The sequence below is a fragment of the Micromonospora sp. NPDC049107 genome, assembly GCF_040648595.1.
Classification (GTDB): domain Bacteria; phylum Actinomycetota; class Actinomycetes; order Mycobacteriales; family Micromonosporaceae; genus Micromonospora.
Genome location: NZ_JBEZEC010000007.1, coordinates 298,908 through 315,360 on the forward strand (window position 1 = coordinate 298,908; position 16,453 = coordinate 315,360).

At 72.1% G+C, this 16,453-nt stretch carries 17 protein-coding genes; 7 read left to right on the forward strand and 10 right to left on the reverse strand.

Going from position 1 to position 16,453, the window contains the following annotated elements:
* Positions 1-20 precede the first annotated feature (20 nt).
* The 3 genes from AB0B55_RS19310 to AB0B55_RS19320 form a co-directional block, all read right to left on the reverse strand.
* Positions 21-1,025, reverse strand: coding sequence for a glycine betaine ABC transporter substrate-binding protein (locus tag AB0B55_RS19310; protein WP_357132754.1), 1,005 nt, complete (start codon positions 1,023-1,025; stop codon positions 21-23).
* Between the two features lie 221 nt (positions 1,026-1,246).
* A complete protein-coding gene (locus AB0B55_RS19315; protein ID WP_357172605.1) occupies positions 1,247-1,984 on the reverse strand; it encodes an ABC transporter permease in 738 nt (245 codons plus the stop codon).
* The gene (locus tag AB0B55_RS19320; protein ID WP_357132758.1) at positions 1,981-2,667 is read right to left on the reverse strand and encodes an ABC transporter permease; all 687 of its coding nucleotides are present in this window, start codon (positions 2,665-2,667) and stop codon (positions 1,981-1,983) included. The genes AB0B55_RS19315 and AB0B55_RS19320 overlap by 4 nt, the downstream gene beginning before the upstream one ends.
* Positions 2,668-2,669: 2 nt before the next feature.
* On the opposite strand from AB0B55_RS19320, the gene AB0B55_RS19325 reads away from it, so the two are divergent.
* Positions 2,670-3,665: an ABC transporter ATP-binding protein gene (locus tag AB0B55_RS19325; RefSeq protein WP_357132760.1), complete on the forward strand. Its 996-nt coding sequence runs from the start codon at positions 2,670-2,672 to the stop codon at positions 3,663-3,665.
* A 105-nt stretch (positions 3,666-3,770) separates the two neighbouring features.
* Here AB0B55_RS19325 and AB0B55_RS19330 read toward each other — a convergent pair whose 3' ends face one another.
* From AB0B55_RS19330 to folP, 7 genes are all read right to left on the reverse strand, one after another.
* On the reverse strand, positions 3,771-4,271 hold the full coding sequence (locus AB0B55_RS19330) for a hypothetical protein (protein ID WP_357132762.1): 501 nt from the start codon (positions 4,269-4,271) through the stop codon (positions 3,771-3,773).
* Positions 4,272-4,327: 56 nt separating this feature from the next.
* On the reverse strand, positions 4,328-4,636 hold the full coding sequence (locus AB0B55_RS19335) for a hypothetical protein (protein WP_357132764.1): 309 nt from the start codon (positions 4,634-4,636) through the stop codon (positions 4,328-4,330).
* A gap of 52 nt (positions 4,637-4,688) precedes the next feature.
* Positions 4,689-5,903 (reverse strand): ABC transporter permease, encoded by a 1,215-nt coding sequence (locus tag AB0B55_RS19340; RefSeq protein ID WP_357172607.1) that lies wholly within the window; start codon positions 5,901-5,903, stop codon positions 4,689-4,691.
* Positions 5,904-6,021: 118 nt separating this feature from the next.
* The gene (locus tag AB0B55_RS19345) at positions 6,022-6,552 is read right to left on the reverse strand and encodes a DUF3180 domain-containing protein (RefSeq protein WP_357172610.1); all 531 of its coding nucleotides are present in this window, start codon (positions 6,550-6,552) and stop codon (positions 6,022-6,024) included.
* A gap of 19 nt (positions 6,553-6,571) precedes the next feature.
* A complete protein-coding gene (gene folK, locus AB0B55_RS19350; protein WP_357172613.1) occupies positions 6,572-7,099 on the reverse strand; it encodes a 2-amino-4-hydroxy-6-hydroxymethyldihydropteridine diphosphokinase in 528 nt (175 codons plus the stop codon).
* Complete coding sequence (folB, locus tag AB0B55_RS19355; RefSeq protein ID WP_357172616.1) at positions 7,096-7,461, reverse strand: dihydroneopterin aldolase; 366 nt, start codon at positions 7,459-7,461, stop codon at positions 7,096-7,098. The genes folK and folB overlap by 4 nt, the downstream gene beginning before the upstream one ends.
* The gene (gene folP / locus AB0B55_RS19360; protein WP_357132774.1) at positions 7,458-8,345 is read right to left on the reverse strand and encodes a dihydropteroate synthase; all 888 of its coding nucleotides are present in this window, start codon (positions 8,343-8,345) and stop codon (positions 7,458-7,460) included. The genes folB and folP overlap by 4 nt, the downstream gene beginning before the upstream one ends.
* Before the next feature lie 345 nt (positions 8,346-8,690).
* On the opposite strand from folP, the gene AB0B55_RS19365 reads away from it, so the two are divergent.
* Genes AB0B55_RS19365 through AB0B55_RS19390 form a run of 6 tightly spaced genes read left to right on the forward strand, consistent with a single transcriptional unit; the run spans position 8,691 to position 16,446 of the window.
* Entirely contained in the window at positions 8,691-9,005 is a 315-nt protein-coding gene (locus AB0B55_RS19365) for a hypothetical protein (RefSeq protein WP_053654780.1), read from the forward strand.
* Between the two features lie 13 nt (positions 9,006-9,018).
* Positions 9,019-9,381 (forward strand): hypothetical protein, encoded by a 363-nt coding sequence (locus tag AB0B55_RS19370; RefSeq protein ID WP_204942430.1) that lies wholly within the window; start codon positions 9,019-9,021, stop codon positions 9,379-9,381.
* A gap of 46 nt (positions 9,382-9,427) precedes the next feature.
* Positions 9,428-12,766, forward strand: a complete 3,339-nt coding sequence (locus AB0B55_RS19375) for an ATP-binding protein (protein ID WP_357172619.1) — start codon at positions 9,428-9,430, stop codon at positions 12,764-12,766.
* Position 12,767: 1 nt separating this feature from the next.
* Positions 12,768-14,720, forward strand: coding sequence for an MFS transporter (locus AB0B55_RS19380; protein WP_357172622.1), 1,953 nt, complete (start codon positions 12,768-12,770; stop codon positions 14,718-14,720).
* Positions 14,717-15,274: a hypothetical protein gene (locus AB0B55_RS19385; protein ID WP_357132781.1), complete on the forward strand. Its 558-nt coding sequence runs from the start codon at positions 14,717-14,719 to the stop codon at positions 15,272-15,274. The genes AB0B55_RS19380 and AB0B55_RS19385 overlap by 4 nt, the downstream gene beginning before the upstream one ends.
* A complete protein-coding gene (locus AB0B55_RS19390; RefSeq protein WP_357172625.1) occupies positions 15,271-16,446 on the forward strand; it encodes a M23 family metallopeptidase in 1,176 nt (391 codons plus the stop codon). The genes AB0B55_RS19385 and AB0B55_RS19390 overlap by 4 nt, the downstream gene beginning before the upstream one ends.
* The last annotated feature ends 7 nt before the right edge of the window (positions 16,447-16,453 follow it).

Here is a 16,453-nt window from a genome sequence, read left to right on the forward strand (position 1 = left end):
TCACACGCCGTAGCAGAGCGTCAGCTCGTGGCGAACGCACTGTCCGAGGAGAAGACCAGGCCCACACTGATCTTGCCCTCACGCAGACCGTTCTTGGTCAGCGGTCCACCCTGGTCCAGGGAGGAGAACGAACCCACCGAGAGGCCGTAGGTCTTCTCCAGGCCCGGCTTGCAGAACGGCCGCTGCTGGCACTCCGGCGGGCCGCCCAGCACGGTGGCGCTGCCGGAGCACTTCGCGGCCAGCTCGGAGAGGGTCCGTACGCCGTACTTGTCGGCGAACTCCTGGGTCACCGCGAAGGCGTTCTGGTCCTGCGCGGCGGCCGGGGCACCGAAGGTGATGCCCACCTTGTCGCCCTCGGCCTTGAGCGCCGTCACCGTGGTGTTGATGTCGGGCGAGGAGACGGGCGGGGGGTTCTGGCCGTTGGCCTTGGTGTTGAGGAACTCGGCCATCGTCGACGCGTACTCCGGGACGACCTGGACCTCGCCCTTCTCCAACGCCGGCTCGTACAGCTCCCGGTTGCCGATCTGCTGCACCTTGACCTGGTAGCCGGCGCCGGTGAGCGCGATGCGGTACAGCTCGCCCAGGATCTGGCTCTCGCTGAAGTTCGCGGCGCCGACCACGATCTCGCCACCCGGGCCCTTGGCGATGCCCGCGGTGAGGTTGTTGGCGCTGGCGAACTCCTCGGCCGCGACCTTGGGGGTCTTGCGGTCGACGTCGACCGCCTTGTTGAGCTGGACCAGCTTCGGCGTGTCGAGCGTCGCGGAGACCTTGTCGAGCGCGGCGATCAGCTGTGGGTTGGCCACCTTGCTGTTGATCGCCGGGAGGACGTTGTCGGAGTTCTGGAGCTTCTTGTCGTCGGTCAGCGCGATGAGCTGCTTGCCGGCGACCGGTGCGCACCCGGCGCCCGAGGCGCTGGTCTGGGGAGCGTCGGTGCCGGACGAGCCGGCGTCGCCACACCCGGTGAGAAGTGCTGCCCCGGCCACGACGCCGACGGCGCCGATCGCGAGACGTGTACGTGCGCGCATATGTGCCGCCCGCCTTCCGTGTCCCGGCGCGACCCGTCCCGGGCCGGCCGCGTGTCCGACGGGCGATCCTGGATGTTGGTCGCCCGCAATTCCCACCCAACATGGTCCACGGCCGACCGACAACTCGGGATGGGCTTCGTCACCGCATCGTCACCGACCGGCCCGCCGCTGGTCGCCGCTTCGGCGTCCACTCACCCGGACGGAGCACGCCCGGTGACCTGTCAGGCGCGGCCGGTGGCGTCGGCGGGTCGCGGACGGCCCGCGCGCCGCCGGCCCTGGCGCAGCGGACGCGGGGTGACCATGCGTTCGACGATCCCGAGCAGCAGCTCGGCCAGCAACGCCAGCCCGGCCACCAGCACACCGCCGGCCACGATCTGCCCACCGCCGACGGCGATGCTCAGACCGAACCCGGTACGGATGATCTCGCCGAGCCCGCCGCCGTTGACGAACGAGGCCAGCGCCGCCGTGGCGATGACCTGCACGGCCGCCGTCCGGAAGCCGGCGGCCAGGTACGGCACCGCCAACGGCAGCTCCACCCGCCGCAGCAACTGCCCGCCGGACAGGCCCATCCCCCGGGCCGCGTCGCGCGCCTCCGGGTCCACCTGGCGTACGCCGGTGTAGGCGTTGGCCAGCAGCGGCGGTACGGCGAAGACGGCGAGCGCCACCACCACCGGCGTACGCCCGAAACCGAGGAACGTCAGCGGCAGGATGGTCAGCAGCGCCAGGGTGGGGATGGCCAGCGTGGCGTTGGACACGAGCACCACCAGGCCGCCGCCCCGACCGGCGTGCCCGAGCCAGAGCCCGACCGGCCAGGCCACCAGGCAGCCGAGCGCCACCGCCAGGGCAGAGATCGTCAGGTGCTCGCCGAGGCGCTCCAGGATGCCGCCGGGGTTGGTCCAGTTCAGCGGGTCGTTGAGCCAGAGCACCCCCTGCTGCAGGGGGTTCGCGGCGGCGCTCACCGGACGCCCCGGGCGGCCCAGGGAGTGACCAGCCGGCCGACGAGCACCAGCAGCAGGTCCAGCAGCACCGCCAACGCCACGCAGAGCACCGTCCCGGTCATGATCTCGGCCTTGTAGAGGTTGTTCTGGAAGCCCGCGAAGATCAGTTGCCCGAGGCCGCCGTGCCCGACCAGCACCCCGACCGTGACCAGCGCGACGGTCGACACGGTGGCCAGCCGCAGCCCGGTCAGGATGCCGGGGATGGCCAGCGGAAGGTCGATCCGGAACAGCCGCCGCCACCGGCCGTAGCCCATGCCCTCGGCGGCCTCGCCGACCTCCGGCGGCACCTGGTTGAGCCCCGCCACCACGTTGCGGACGATCAGCAGCAGCGCGTACAGGACCAGCCCGACCAGTACGGTGGTGGCGCCGGTACCCAGGTACGGCGCGATGAAGGCGAACAGCGCCAGCGACGGAATGGTGTAGATCACTCCGGTGACGCCGAGGATCGGGCCGGCCAACGGACGGAACCAGTACGCGAGCACGGACAACGGCAGGGCGATGAGCACCGCGATCAGCACCGCGCGCCCGGTGAGGGAGGCGTGTTCGCGCACGGCGGCAAGGATCGTGTCAGAGTTGTCCCGCACGTACTGCCAGGAGAACCAGGGGTTACCCGGGTCGGCCCGGTAGCTCAGGCGGAAGGACATACGTGGACGTTACCCCGGAGGCCCCCGGCGCGGCCGAATCCCCTCGCGCGGCGTCGATCTCCCTGCAGGGCATCCAGAAGCGCTACCCGAACGGCACCGAGGCCGTTAAGGAGCTGAGCCTGGACGTCCGGGCCGGCGAGTTGGTGGTGCTGATCGGCCCGTCGGGCTGCGGCAAGTCGACCGTGCTCCGCATGATCAACCGCTTGATCGAGCCGACGGCCGGTCGGATCATGCTCGGTGACGAGGACGTCACGGACGCCGACCCGGTGCGGCTACGCCGCCGGATCGGCTACGTGATCCAGAACGTCGGCCTCTTCCCCCACCAGACGGTCCGGGCCAACGTGGCCACCGTCCCGGGCCTGCTCGGCTGGTCCCGCCAGCGGACCCGCGCCCGGGTGGACGAGCTGCTCGACCTGGTGGGACTGGACCCGAACCAGTTCGGCCGCCGCTATCCGCACGAGCTGTCGGGCGGTCAGCGGCAGCGGGTCGGCGTGGCCCGCGCGCTCGCCGCCGACCCGGTGGTGCTGCTGATGGACGAGCCGTTCTCGGCCGTGGACCCGATCGTCCGGGCCCGCCTGCAGGAGGAGTTCCTTCGCCTGCAGGCCGAGGTCCGCAAGACGATCGTCCTGGTCACCCACGACCTCGACGAGGCCGTCCGGCTCGGCGACCGGATCGCGGTGCTGTCCGAGGGCGGGCATCTCGAGCAGTACGACACGCCGGCCGCGCTGCTCGGCGCCCCCGCCACCGCGTTCGTCCGGGAGTTCGTCGGCGCCGACCGGGGCATCCGCCGGTTGGCGGTCACCCCGCTCGACCGGGATTCCCTGGAGCCCGTGCCCGGCGACGCCCCCGCCGACCTGCCCACCGTGGGGCTCGACGGCACGGCGTACGACGCCCTGGCGGCACTGCTGACGTCGGGACAGGACCGCCTCCTGGTGACCGACGACGGCCGCCCGGTGGGCGCGCTCAGCCGCCAGAGCCTGCTCGACCCGGGTCGCTAGCGGCCGGCCCACGCGGCCCCTGGCTGAGTCCGCTCGCCGTGGCGGCTGGGCCCGGTCCGCTGGGCTGGCCGGCTGGCGGTCCGGTCCGGTCTGCTGGGCTGGCGGCTAGGCCCGGCCGCCGAGGCTCGCGGTGCCGATGATCCAGCCGGTGAGGAAGCCGTAGCCGGCGCCGCTGCTCGCATCCTGCAGCGCCTTCAGCAGCGACGGGTCCGGGCCGAGGAGCGCCGCCAGCACGGCGGCGAGCCCGCCGGCCAACACGTACGCGGCCCAGCCGGAGAAGAACTGGCTGACCGGCCCGGGTACCCGGGCCACCTGCGCGGCGGGCAGCAGGTAGAGCAGCGCCACCGCCAGGAGCACCAGCGCGACGGCCCGCAGGTCGGCGGCGAACAGGCCGCCGGCCTGCCCGTCCGCGTCCAGTCGCCAGGCCGGCCAGGCGAGCAGGCGCAGGTAGAAGCCGCCCGCCGAGGTCGGGTCGGTAAGCGTCGCGGCGGCCCAACCGGTGTACGCCGGGCTGCCACAGATGCCGACCAGCAGCAGTACGGCGAGCGCGCCGGTGCCGGCGGCCGTCCCGTAGCCGCTGACCGGGCCCGTACGGACCAATCCCATGATCCGCCCAGGGCCCCTGCCGGCCGACCGGGCGGACCTGGGCTGCGTCGGGCGGCTCAGTGCTTCAACAGATAGTCGATGAAGGCGGCCCGCAGCAGCGGTGCCGACTCCTCGTAGCCGTGCCCGGTCAACTCCCGCCACAACGCGTTCGCCTCGTCGATGGTCGGGCCGATCGAGTTCGGCGCGCCGTCCAGCACCGTGGCCTCGTCCGCGTTCGGCAGATGGCGCAGCACCGACCAGTAGAAGCCCACGTCGCGGCGCTCCCGGGCCAGGGCGAACGCCCGCTCCCGCAACTCCTCCGTGGACAGCGCGTCGAGTTCCTCGAACGAGGTTCCGCCGGGCGCGGCGGGTGGTGTGTCGGTCATGCGGCGAGCCTAACGGTCGAGATCACCGCCGGCTCGGCGGACGCCACACGGCTCACCGGTCGCCGACATCCCAGCGCCGCGGGCCGTCCTCCCAGCGGGGATCCCGCCACGGGTCGGCCGGTTCCGGCGCGGGCGGCGTCGGCAGGGTCGGCGGCCAGTTGTCGGCCGACTGGGGCCGGGGCACGCTCCAACCCGAGCTGATCGTGCCGTCGCCGACGGGCTCCGGCTTCTCCACCACACCCGGCCGGGGCCGCCCGAACGTCTCGACCAGTCGGGTCGCCAACAGCCCGACACCGAGCGCCACCCCGCCCACCGCCCAGCGGCTCACCGACCAGTCGCGCTCCGGCGCGTACGCCTCGAAGACGGTGACCAGGCCGACCGCCAGCACCGTGCCGAACACGCCGCCGCGCCGGCCGTACGCGCTGGTGCCGCCGAGCAGGGACACACCGATGGCCAGCACGGTCCAGTCCAGCCCGGAAGTGGGCGTGACGACGCCGGGAGGGTTGGCGGCGAGCAGGACCCCGGCGAGCGCGGCCAGCACGGTGGAGCCGACGAGCGCCAGCGCGGTGACCACGGCGGCCAGCGCGCCCCGGCGCCGGGCCGGATCGGCAACCGGCCGGTACCGGCCCACCAACCGGCGGATCGCGCGGATCGCGCCGAACAGACCGCCGAGGACCGCGACGGCGGCGAACCCGGCGAAGAGGTAGCCGGCCGTCCGCCTCGGGTCGTAGTCCCCCTGCACCAGCACCGGCGCAGACCGGCGTTCGATGTACACCACCACGCCGGCGGCACCGGCCAGGCTCGCCGCCCACGCGGGCACCTGCAGTGCCACCACGGCGAGCGCCAGCACGAGACCACCCACCGCGGCGACCACGACCGCCGACCCCACGGACGCGGCCAGGCCCCGGTCACCCTGCTCCGCGTAGTGCAGCGCGGCGGCGACCGCCACCGGCCCGATGGCCAGGTTGGGGGCGGCGGTGCGCAGACTCAGCCCGGCGGCGAGAGCGAGCAGCCCCAGGCCGACCGCGTCGACCAGCAACGTGCGCAGGTCGGCACCGCGCAGCGCGTCCGGGTCGGCCCGCCAGAGCAGCCAGCCCAGGGCAGCCAGACCGGCCAGCAGCAGGAACTCCCAGAACACGTGCACGCCGACGCGGTCGCGGCCCGGCTCGCCGTGGGTGGGATCGTCGAAGACGTTCTCCAGGACGGCGGCGGGAACCGCGGGCGTGGGGTCGACCGACCGCTCCCGGCCCGTGTCTTCGTACCCCATGGCACCGCCTCCCCAGTGGCCGGCCGCTTCCGTCCCGGCACCCGGATGGACCGGGGCGGCCGTTGCTCTCCGATCGGAGGCACCGTACCCGCGGTGGGAGCCGGACGTAACCCCCTGCTCAGCGCTGGCCGGGGCGGCTCTCGCGCTGGTCCTGCTCGTGCTCGTCGTCCGGGCGCTCCGGGACGCGGCAGGAACGTTCCAACCACAACGCGGCGCCCACCAGCGCCAGCGACGCCAGCAACCCGCCTCCGGCGGCCGGCCGGTCCTCGGTGGCCGCCCGGGTTGTCTCCACGAAGAGCCACCCGCTGAGCCCGGCGTAGAAACCGGCGAAGATGGAGCCCGCCAGCGCCGACGCCTTGGCCAGCACCACGAACCGGGCGACCAGCAGCGGATTGACCGGATCCCGACCGGGCTTCCGGTCGATGCGGCCGCGCGTGTTGACGGCCGCGTACGCCTCCAGGACCGCGAGCGCGGCCAGCGTCACCACCGGCAGCCACGGCAGGCGGGGGATGCCGCTGTAGTAGAGCGCGCTGATCAGCAGCCAGGCCACCGCCGCCGCGGCCAGGGCCGCCACGACCAGCGTCGAGATCCGGGTGGGGCCCATCCGCGACCCGTCGGGGCCCGGCGGTGGGGACTTCGCCTGACTCATGCCGGCCGGCTCCACTGGGTCATGTCGTCGACTCTAACGTCAGTTCCGGCCGGGGACGCAGTTCCAGCGCGTCGTCGGCGGCCGGGCCGGAGGTGAGCAGGTCGGTCAGCCAGCCATGGCCGGGCAACCGCCCGTACGGTTGGATGTCGATCCACGGCCGCAGCACGAACGCGCGCAGGTGTGCGCGGGGATGCGGCAGGGTCAGCTCCTCCTCGTCGCTGAGCACCGGCTCGTCGTCGTCGCCCCACACCGCGATCACGTCCACGTCGAGGGTGCGCGGCCCGAACCGCCGCCCCGGGTCACGGACCCGACCGGCCGCGCGCTCCGCGTCGTGGGCCCGAGCCAGCCAGTCGAGCGGGGTCGCGCTCCCGTCCTGGGCGAGCACCACCGCATTGAGGTACGCGGGCTGGTTGGCGTCTCCCCACGGTGGAGTCTCGTACACCCCGGAGACCACCAGCACGGCGTCACCCAGCGTCGCGACGGCCGTCCGGAGGTGGTCCAGGCGATCGCCGAGGTTGCTGCCGAGCGACAGCACGGCCCGGGTCATCGGGTACGCGTCCGGGTCATCGTGACGGCCACGTCGGTGAACGTGTGCGGCACCGGCGCCTCCGGCTTGTGCACAGTGACCGTCGCGGTGACGACCCGCTCGTCGGCCAGACAGACCGTGAGCAGCCGGTCGGCCAGGGTCTCGATCAGGTTGACCGGTTCTCCGGTCACCACCGCCACCAGCCGCTCGGCCAGTTCGCCGTAGTGGACCGTGGCGTTGACGTCGTCGCTGGCGGCGGCCGGGCCGAGGTCCAGTTCGAGGACGGCGTCGACCACGAAATCCTGCCCCTGCTCCCGCTCGAAGTCGTACACCCCGTGCCGGCCGTGGGCCCGCAGGCCGGTCAGCTGGATCCGGTCACTCATCGGATGGCCTCCGCACGGCCGACCGGCCGGCCGTCGGGACGGACGGGCGTGAGGCGCGGCCGGCCGGTGGCGGTCCAGACGGCAAGCGCGTCCGCGGTGGCCCGCACGTCGTGCACGCGTACGCCCCACGCACCGGCCGCGACGGCCAGCACGCTGGTGGCCACGGTGGCGGCCTCGCGTTGGGCGGTTGGCCGCGGTGTGCCGTCGGCGGCGGCGAGCAGGCGACCGAGGTAGGACTTGCGGCTGGCGCCGAAGAGCAGCGGGTATCCGAGGTCCAGCAGCTCCGGTAGGCGCGCGCTGAGTTCCCAGTTGTGGGCGGCCGTCTTGGCGAAACCGAGGCCGGGGTCGACGACGATGCGGTCGGCGGCCACCCCGGCGGCCAGCGCAGCGTCGACGCGCTGCCCGAGCTCCACGCGTACGTCGGTCACCACATCGGTGTAGCTGGCCAGGTCACGCATCTGCCGGGAGTGGCCACGCCAGTGCATGAGGACCCAGGGGCAGCCGGCGTCCCGCACGACGCGGGCCATGTCGGGGTCGGCCAGTCCGCCGGAGACGTCGTTGACCACCACGGCGCCGGCGTCCAGCGCCGCCTCGGCCACCCGCGCGCGGCTGGTGTCGATGCTGACCGGCACCCCGGCGGCGCTCAGCTCGCGGATGACCGGCAGTACGCGTTCGGCCTCGGTCGCCGCGTCGACCCGGTCGGCGCCCGGGCGGGTCGACTCGCCGCCGATGTCGACCAGGTCCGCCCCGGCCTCGCGCAGACGGACGCCGTGTCCGACGGCCGCGTCGAGGTCGGCGTACCGTCCGCCGTCGGAGAAGGAGTCCGGCGTGACGTTGAGGACGCCCATCACCACCGGGCCCGGAGCCCGTACCAGATCGGTCACGACTAGACCGTACCGGTCATGACGACGGAGCTCGGCCACCCGGGTCGACCATCCCTGACGTGCGCATTGGAACAGGTGTACGATCGGTCGTCCGGGCAGCAACAGGCAGTCCCTTCGCGGCTTGTCGCAATCCGGGGCGGCCCGTACGCTTTGGAATTGGCCAGCATGGAGATGGCGAAGTCTGGAGGGAGGGCCGAAGCGGGTAAAAACCGCCCAAAGCTCGCCACCCTCCGTGGTGAGTAACGAACACAGGGTCGAAATCGCTCCGCCCTGTGAGCAGATTTCCCGCCAGGCTTGCCTACTGCACCGCCGCGGCTCCGCCGGCCGCGATATGGGGAGGTTCCAGTGATCGCCTTCGAGCTCATGGAGACGGCGTCGTCCGGCGTCGCCCACGCGCTCTCCACCCTGGCCTCGGCTCCGCTCGCGGAGCCGGCACCGAAGGGGATCGACACCAACGGTGTGGTCACCTTCTTCGCCAGCAAGATCGCGCCGATCCTGCTCGCGGTCCTGGGCGTCATCTTCATCGGTCGCGCCAGTCGGGGCGAGATTTCCAAGGTCCTGACGAGCTCGGCGATCGCCATCGTCGGGCTGGCCTTCATCGCCGGCGCGGCAACACTCTTCTTCGTCGGCGATTACCTGATCGACCTGATCTTCGAATAGGCGCGGTCACCAGATGCGGCTGCGCACCGACGACGACATCTACCGGGCCCGCCTGGTCTACCTCGGGCCGCCCGGCTACACCCTTCCGGTCCACCTGCCCTACGCCCAGTACGGGCTCTTCATCCTGCTCGTCCCCCTCTACATGTTCATCCACTGGCTGTTCACGTTGACGGTCGACCTCTTCCCTGCCTGGGAGATCGCGCTCGCCATCGTGACCACGTCGTTCATCTTCCGGCACGTTGATCCAGACCGGCCGGCGCGGGTGGTCATCCGCACCGCGCTGACCGACTGGCGACGCACCCGGGAGCCGGCGATCGAGCAGCGCGACCCGCGCCTGGTCGGCAGCCGGATCAGGATCCGGGAGGAGCTGGCATGACCGGGGGCACGTCGATCGGTCTGTTTCACGCGGGTGAGGCGGTCGCATGAGTCGCTCTTCCACGCCGGGCTCCCCGGCCGGCCGCCCGGCCGTGCCGGCCAGTCACCGTTCGCAGTCGTTCGACTACCCCGAGACCGAGGATGAGGTCGCACTCGATCCCGCGCTGGTGACCTCGCCCGGTCACGGCGCGGTCGGCGTGTTCCAGGCACCCCGGCCGGTCACCCGCCGGACGCCTCCCACCGAGCCGAGCACGGTCTCGGCCGGCGACAACGCCGACATCGACTCGCCCTTCCTGGACCTGTTCGGTGGCGCGCGGCCCCGGGCCGTGACGGCGGCTCCCGCCAGCCGGCCCCAGCCGGCGATCCCGCAGCAACCGCCGACGCCGACCCGGCCGGCTCCCGAGCTGGAGCCACCGTGGACACCGGACGACCCCTCCAGCAGTGGCCACCGGATCGACACCCGTCCGTCCGTCGAGCCCCGGTTGCCACACCAGGCGGGCGACCGACGGCCGATGCCGCAGCCCACGGTCGAGGTCGAGCAGACCGCCCCAGCCGCGCCCGCGCCGCCGTCCAGCGGCCCGGCGAGCCGGGTGTCCAGCAGCACATCGGCCGGGCAGACGGCGGCGCCGGTGCAGCGTCCGAGCGCCCCGGCAGAGCAGCCGACCGCGCCGGTCGACCGGCCGGCCCTGGAACGCGGGCCGCACCGGACCACCCGGACGGAGCGACCCACCGGCGCCGGCAGAGAGGTCACCACGCCCCGCCAGCGGGCCGCGAACCGTCAGGACCGGCCGATCAAGCCGGTCCGGGTCCGCGCTCCGAAAATCAAGTTCGGTGACCGGGACCCATCGGTCGAGCTGGCCATCACCGAGATCGCCGGCCACCTGACCTTCACGCCGAACACGGTGACCGCCTGGTACTGGCTGCCCGAGGTGCGCTGGGCCTTCCGCCCCGACGCCGAACGCGAGGCGCTGCTGTCGGCGATCTCCGAGCAGTACGCGGGCCTCGCCGGCTTCCGGCTGCACCTGCGCCGGACCACCCGGCCGTTCCCGGCCGACGAGTGGGCACGCACCATCGACACCCACACGGCCGCGCCGCTGCCCGACGTGCCTGGAACGACGGGCTGGGCGGACCACCTGGTCGCCGCCCAACGGCACCTGATGGCGGTCAACCACGCCGAGGGGCAGACCTACCTGGGCGTCACCTTCGCCCGGCGTTCCCTCGGCGACTCCATGACCGAACGGCTGCTCCGCACCTTCGGCCGGGGCACGGCGGAGGGCGAGCGTCGCAAGCTGGGTCGCACGGTCGAGCAGTTCGACGAGGTGCTCGGCGCGTTCGGCATGCGTGGCCGACGGGTCACCGCGCAGGAGCTGGAATGGCTGCTCTACCGCTCGGTCGCGCTGTGCATGGCGCCCCCGGGTCGCCTCTCGCCGGTGACCGACGGGCAGTGGGAGCGCGGTGACCTGCTCGCCCTGACCGAACAGGTCGAGCGCTACCGCACCCCGTACGGCTCGACCGTCAAGCTGGTCAACCGGATGACCGGCGAGGAACGGCACGTGGCCGTGCTCGCCGTCGGCCGGATGGAACCGCTGGAGATCCCGGAACGGCACGAGCCGTGGCTGCACTTCCACGAACGACTGCCCTGGCCGATGGAGATCTCCACCCGGGTCGACATCCTCGGCTCCGGTGACTCGTTCCGTAACCTCGAGCACCGGCTCCGCATGATCCGCTCCCAGCAGCTCGACTACGCCGAGCACGGCATCGACGCTCCCCCGGAGCTGGAACGCCTCGCCAAGCGGGCGCTGGTGATCGGCGACGAGATGACCACCGGCCTGCCCGTCGACTCGGCGCGCGCACACGGCTGGCACCGCATCGCCGTCGGCGGCCGGACCAGGGAGGAGTGCCTGGAGCGGGCCCGCCGGCTCATCCAGCTCTACTCCCGCGAGCTGCGCATCTCGCTGCAGCACCCGAAGAACCAGGACTGGCTGGCCCGCGAGTTCATCCCCGGCGAACCGATCGCCAACACCGGCTACGTCCGCCGGATGCCCGTCCCGCTGCTCGCCGCCGCGCTCCCGCAGGCCGCCTCCACCGTCGGCGACCGCCGGGGCGACCTGATCGGGCGTACCGCCGGCACCTGTCGTCGTCCGGTCTTCCTCGACCTGCACTTCCCCATGGAGGTACGCGAACGCTCCGGGCTCGCGGTGTTCGTCGCCGAGCCGGGTGGTGGCAAGTCGACCCTGCTCGGCGCGCTGGGCTACCTCGCCGCCCGACGGGGTGTGCAGGTGACCCTCCTCGACCCGTCCGGGCCGCTGGCCCGGCTCTGTGCCATGCCCGAGCTGCGCCCGTACTCCCGGGTGTTGAACCTGACCGGCTCCGAGCACGGCACCCTGGCGCCCTACTCGCTCATCCCCACGCCCCTGCGCAGCGAGTTCGCCAGCGGGGCCGCCGGCGACCGTGAGTTCGAGATCGCCGTCTCCAACGCGCGGGCCGAACGCCGCATGCTGGTCCAGGACATCTGCATGATGCTCGTGCCGCCGCAGGTGGCCCGGGAGGCGTCGACCGCCACCCTGTTCCGGCACGCCGTCCGGCAGGTACCCGCCGAGGAGACGTCCACCCTGGACGACGTGGTGAGCTGCCTCGGGCGGCTCGACGACGACGCCGGCAAGGAGTTGGCGAACCTCCTCCTGGACACCGCCGAGATGCCGCTCGCCATGCTGTTCTTCGGCCGGCCGCCCGAAGGGCTGCTGGGCGCGGACGCGGCGCTCACCGTGATCACCATGGCCGGGCTCCGGCTGCCCGACCTCAAGATCGAACGTGAGTACTGGTCGGCCGAGGAGGCCCTCGCCCTGCCGATGCTGCACACCGCGCACCGGCTCGCCGTCCGCCGCTGCTACGGCGGGTCGATGTCGTCCCGCAAGCTGGTCGGCCTCGACGAGGCGCACTTCATGGAGGGCTGGCGGTCCGGGCGTTCGTTCCTGGTCCGGCTCGCCCGAGACTCCCGGAAGTGGAACCTCGCCGCGCTGGTCGCCTCGCAGAACCCCCGCGACATCCTCGGCCTCGACGTGCAGAACCTCGTCTCCACCGTCTTCGTCGGCCGGATCGCCGAAGACGCCGAGATCGCCTCCGAGGCGCTGCGCCTGCTGCGGGTACCGGTCAACGACGGGTACGAGGCCACCCTGGCCTCGCTCTCCGCCGCCGACAGCAACTCGGCCTCCCGCCTCGGCTTCCGGGAGTTCGTGATGCGCGACGTCGACGGCCGGGTGCAGAAGGTCCGGGTCGACGTCTCGTACGTCGACGGCCTGCTGGACCACCTCGACACGACACCCGCCGCGATCGCCGCGGCGGCCGGAGTCCTACCGAGCATCTCCCTGCCCGATCTGGAGGCGTGACATGGCTGGGGCCCGGGTTCGGATCACGTCGTTCCTGCTCGCGCTCGGCGTCCTGGCAGGGGCCACCCTCAGTTGGCCGCTGCTCGGCGCGGAAGCGGCCGCAGCCGCCCCACCCGTCACCCAGGCCCGAGCCGAACTCTGCACCACCGCCGAGTGGCAGGCCGACTTCCGGGCCTGCGTGGGGAAGCTCCAGGCGGTCAGCGAGGACGAGGTCAAGTGCCGCAACGCGCCGACCCCGGGCACACCCGACTCCGGCCTCGCCGGCTGGTTCGCCGCAGCACCACCGGCTGAGGCGGCGAACGGCATAGCCGGTCGCTACAGCCTCTATGGGTACGCGGGTTACAGCTACAACACTTACGACATCGACGGTGGCTGCGCATCGAGCGTCCTGCATCCGGATTACAAGTTCACGACGACGGTGGCCAACGGGGAGTTCATGGTCGCCACGGCGGTCATCGGCGCATCGAACGCGTTGCGCGAGCGTGCCTGGGATCCCCGTTCCATGTGGGGCTGGGCGGACCCGCTGGTCGAGAAGGCGACGAAGTCCGTCTACGAGAAGGTGTTCAGCGTCTTCGGGATCGTCACGCTGTGCGTGGTGGGCCTCTACCTACTCTGGCGCTCCCGCCAGTCGGACATGAGCAACGCGATGACCACCGCGGGTTGGGCTCTCCTCGTGATGGTCGCCGTCACCGCGCTGGCCGCCTGGCCGGTGAAGTCGGCGAACATCGCGGACGGCACGCTGATCACCAGCCTCGGTGTGGTCCACGACGCGGTAGGCCCGCAAGCAAAAGAGCCCGACCCAGGGCGATGCATTGATCCAGACCGCTGTAAAGACCTGCGCACGCCGGCCGTTCGCGCGAGCGACACCGCTACCGAGACGATGCTCTACCGAAACTGGGTCCGAGGTGTCCTCGGGTCGGCCGACAGCGAGACGGCTCGCAAGTACGGACCGGCGCTGTACGACGCGCGATCCCTGACATGGGGCGAAGCCCAGTCAATGCGCGCCAACCCGGCCACCCGGGAGGCGACGATCAAGGCGAAGCAGCAGCAGTGGGCGCGGGTGGCCCAGCAGATCCAGACCGAGGACCCGGAGGCGTACGAATACCTCCAGGGCGTCCGGGACATGGACCGGGTCGGGGCGGGGTTCATCGCGGTGCTGGCCTCGGTGCTGTTCGCCATGTTCGACCTGACGGCGTCGCTTCTGGTCCTGCTGGGGTTCCTCATCTTCAGGTGGGCGGTGATCGCGGCGCCCATCCTGGGCACCGTGGGGCTGCTCCGACCGGCCAGCGCCGGTCTGCGACGGCTGGCGAACGCCGTCGTCGCCGCGATCTTCAACATCGCCATCTTCGGCACCGGGGCCGCCATCTACCTGTTCGCGGTCGATTTGATCATGAGTACGCCCACCCTTCCCGGATGGCTCCAGGTGGTCCTGGTGTGGTTGTGCGGAGTGGTCGGTTGGCTACTGCTACGGCCGTACCGGCGGATCACCCAGCTTGGCGGTAAGGACAGCAGCGAGGCGGTCAGTTCGGCCGGCTCCTGGCACCGCCGCTTCTTCCGTGACATGCGGGTCGCGGCGCGACTCGATGTCGTGGAGCCCGGCGGCACGGTGGAACCGGTGGGCGGGCGCCGCCGGTCACCAGACGCCGAGCAGACCCGGCTGCGCCCGGAGGCCCGCCGGGAAGACGCGGGCCCGACGCCGACGCCCACCCCGGCCGGCAGCCGACGCACCGACGACGTTCGGCCCGATGGTCACGAACGCGCCGACGAGGCACCGATCGGGGAGACCGGCGGTCGAGACCGTCCCGTGCCGCCGCAGCCTCGTCGGCGGCAACCGGCGACGTGGACCGAACCCGACGTTCCGGCCGAGAACCCGTCGTTCGTGGTCTATCGGCCGGGCTCCACCGAACGTGCGCCGGATCGCACCGGACCGCGGGTGCGTTCCGAGGCTCGGTGACAGCGATGCGACGGGCGCTGGAGTTTCTCTTCACCCGGGCACTGCGATCCCGGCTGGGGATGGCCGCGCTGATCGCGGTCCTCATCTTCGGGGTGATCGGAGCGGCGCGCCTGGTGTCCGGTCCGACCGACCCGACGGACGGGTTGAGCAACCGGCCGAACCGGCCGATCACCACGGTCGACCCGACGGCTGGTGACGATGGTCTGATCGCCACCGAGGCACCTCCATCGCCGGTCACTCCACCCGGTGCTCGTTCGCCCGAGCAGATCGCGGACCGGTTCGCCTCGGCCTGGATCGGCCGGCCCGGCATGACTGCCGACCAGTGGCAGGCCGGGCTACGGCCGATGTCGACGCCGGCGCTCACCGAGAAGCTGGCCGGCGCCGAGCCCGGCGGGGTGCCGGCCGAGGAGGTGACCGGCCCGCCGACGGTGCGGTCACGCACCGAGACCTTCGTCGAGGTGCTGCTACCGCTCAACACCGGCCGTCTCCGTTTGGAGCTGGTGATGGCGGACAAGAGTTGGCTGGTCGACGTAATCGACTGGGAGCGACAGTGACCGCCGGCAGAGCAGGCCGCGCTCTTCGTCGGCCGGTCCGGGCCGGCGTGATCGCCTCGGTACTCACCGGCGTACTGCTCCTGCTCTGCTGCACCGGGGGGACGGCGGCATTCTTCCTCAGTGGTCTCGGCGGCGACGAGGAGAATGGGGACGCCCTGGCCGGCTGGGGCTGCGGGCCGGTGCGTCCCGTCGACATCACCGGCGAGCTACCCCGGTTCAGCGAGTACGGCGACGCGCAGGTCCGCAACGCGGCGATCATTATCAAGGTCGGTCAGGACATGGGGGTTCCCTCGCGTGGTTGGGTGATCGCCCTCGCCACGGCGATGCAGGAGTCCGCCCTGCGCAACCTGGCCAACAGTGGCGTGCCCGAGTCGCTGTCCCTGCCACACGAGGGCGTCGGTGCTGACCACGACTCGTTGGGCCTCTTTCAGCAGCGTCCGGGTTGGGGCTCGATCGCCGAGCGGATGACACCCGCGTACACCGCCCGGAAGTTCTACGAGAAACTCGTCAAGGTGCGCAGCTGGCAACGTCGACCGCTGACCGTCGTGGCACAGCAGGTCCAGGTCAGCGCCTATCCGGACGCGTATGCCAAGCACGAGGAGCTGGCCGGCAAGATCGTGGACGCACTCGCTGGTGGTGCGGCTCGCACCGTTCAGATCAACGGCAAGGCGGTGTGCGACGCGGCCGAGCGCGGCGAGATCGCCGCCTCCGGCTGGACGGCGCCGATCTCCGGCGACGTCGGCTCCGGTTTCCGGACCGCCGATCGACCCAGCCACAACGGTGTCGACATCGGAGCGGCGAAGGGCACCGAGATCCGTGCCGCGGCCACCGGCCGAGTGCTCGTTGCCCGCTGCGACCCGGACTACAAGGGGCGCCGGAGTTGCGACGTGGACGGTTATCCGGGCAAGGGTGGCTGTGGTTGGTTCGTCGACATCCTGCACGCCGGTGGTTACATCACCCGTTACTGCCACATGGTGGTCCAGCCGCGCGTTTCGCCGGACCAGATCGTCCCCGCCGGCGAGGTGATCGGACAGGTCGGCAGCAGCGGGAATTCGTCCGGACCGCACCTGCACTTCGAGGTGCACCTGCGCAGCGACCGGTCCAGCCGGGGCGCGACCGACCCGATCCCCTTCATGCGCCAGCGGGGCGCTCCGCTGCGCGCCGCGGAGTGAGGCGGTC

What these genes read in the sequence shown, in the direction of transcription:
- AB0B55_RS19310 (WP_357132754.1), bottom strand. Translation starts at nt 1,025, where the DNA reads ATGCGCGCACGTACACGTCTCGCGATCGGCGCCGTCGGCGTCGTGGCC.
- AB0B55_RS19320 (WP_357132758.1), bottom strand. Translation starts at nt 2,667, where the DNA reads ATGTCCTTCCGCCTGAGCTACCGGGCCGACCCGGGTAACCCCTGGTTC.
- AB0B55_RS19330 (WP_357132762.1), bottom strand. Translation starts at nt 4,271, where the DNA reads ATGGGATTGGTCCGTACGGGCCCGGTCAGCGGCTACGGGACGGCCGCC.
- AB0B55_RS19335 (WP_357132764.1), bottom strand. Translation starts at nt 4,636, where the DNA reads ATGACCGACACACCACCCGCCGCGCCCGGCGGAACCTCGTTCGAGGAA.
- AB0B55_RS19340 (WP_357172607.1), bottom strand. Translation starts at nt 5,903, where the DNA reads ATGGGGTACGAAGACACGGGCCGGGAGCGGTCGGTCGACCCCACGCCC.
- AB0B55_RS19345 (WP_357172610.1), bottom strand. Translation starts at nt 6,552, where the DNA reads ATGAGTCAGGCGAAGTCCCCACCGCCGGGCCCCGACGGGTCGCGGATG.
- folK (WP_357172613.1), bottom strand. Translation starts at nt 7,099, where the DNA reads ATGACCCGGGCCGTGCTGTCGCTCGGCAGCAACCTCGGCGATCGCCTG.
- folB (WP_357172616.1), bottom strand. Translation starts at nt 7,461, where the DNA reads ATGAGTGACCGGATCCAGCTGACCGGCCTGCGGGCCCACGGCCGGCAC.
- AB0B55_RS19370 (WP_204942430.1), top strand. Translation starts at nt 9,019, where the DNA reads ATGCGGCTGCGCACCGACGACGACATCTACCGGGCCCGCCTGGTCTAC.
- AB0B55_RS19375 (WP_357172619.1), top strand. Translation starts at nt 9,428, where the DNA reads ATGAGTCGCTCTTCCACGCCGGGCTCCCCGGCCGGCCGCCCGGCCGTG.
- AB0B55_RS19380 (WP_357172622.1), top strand. Translation starts at nt 12,768, where the DNA reads ATGGCTGGGGCCCGGGTTCGGATCACGTCGTTCCTGCTCGCGCTCGGC.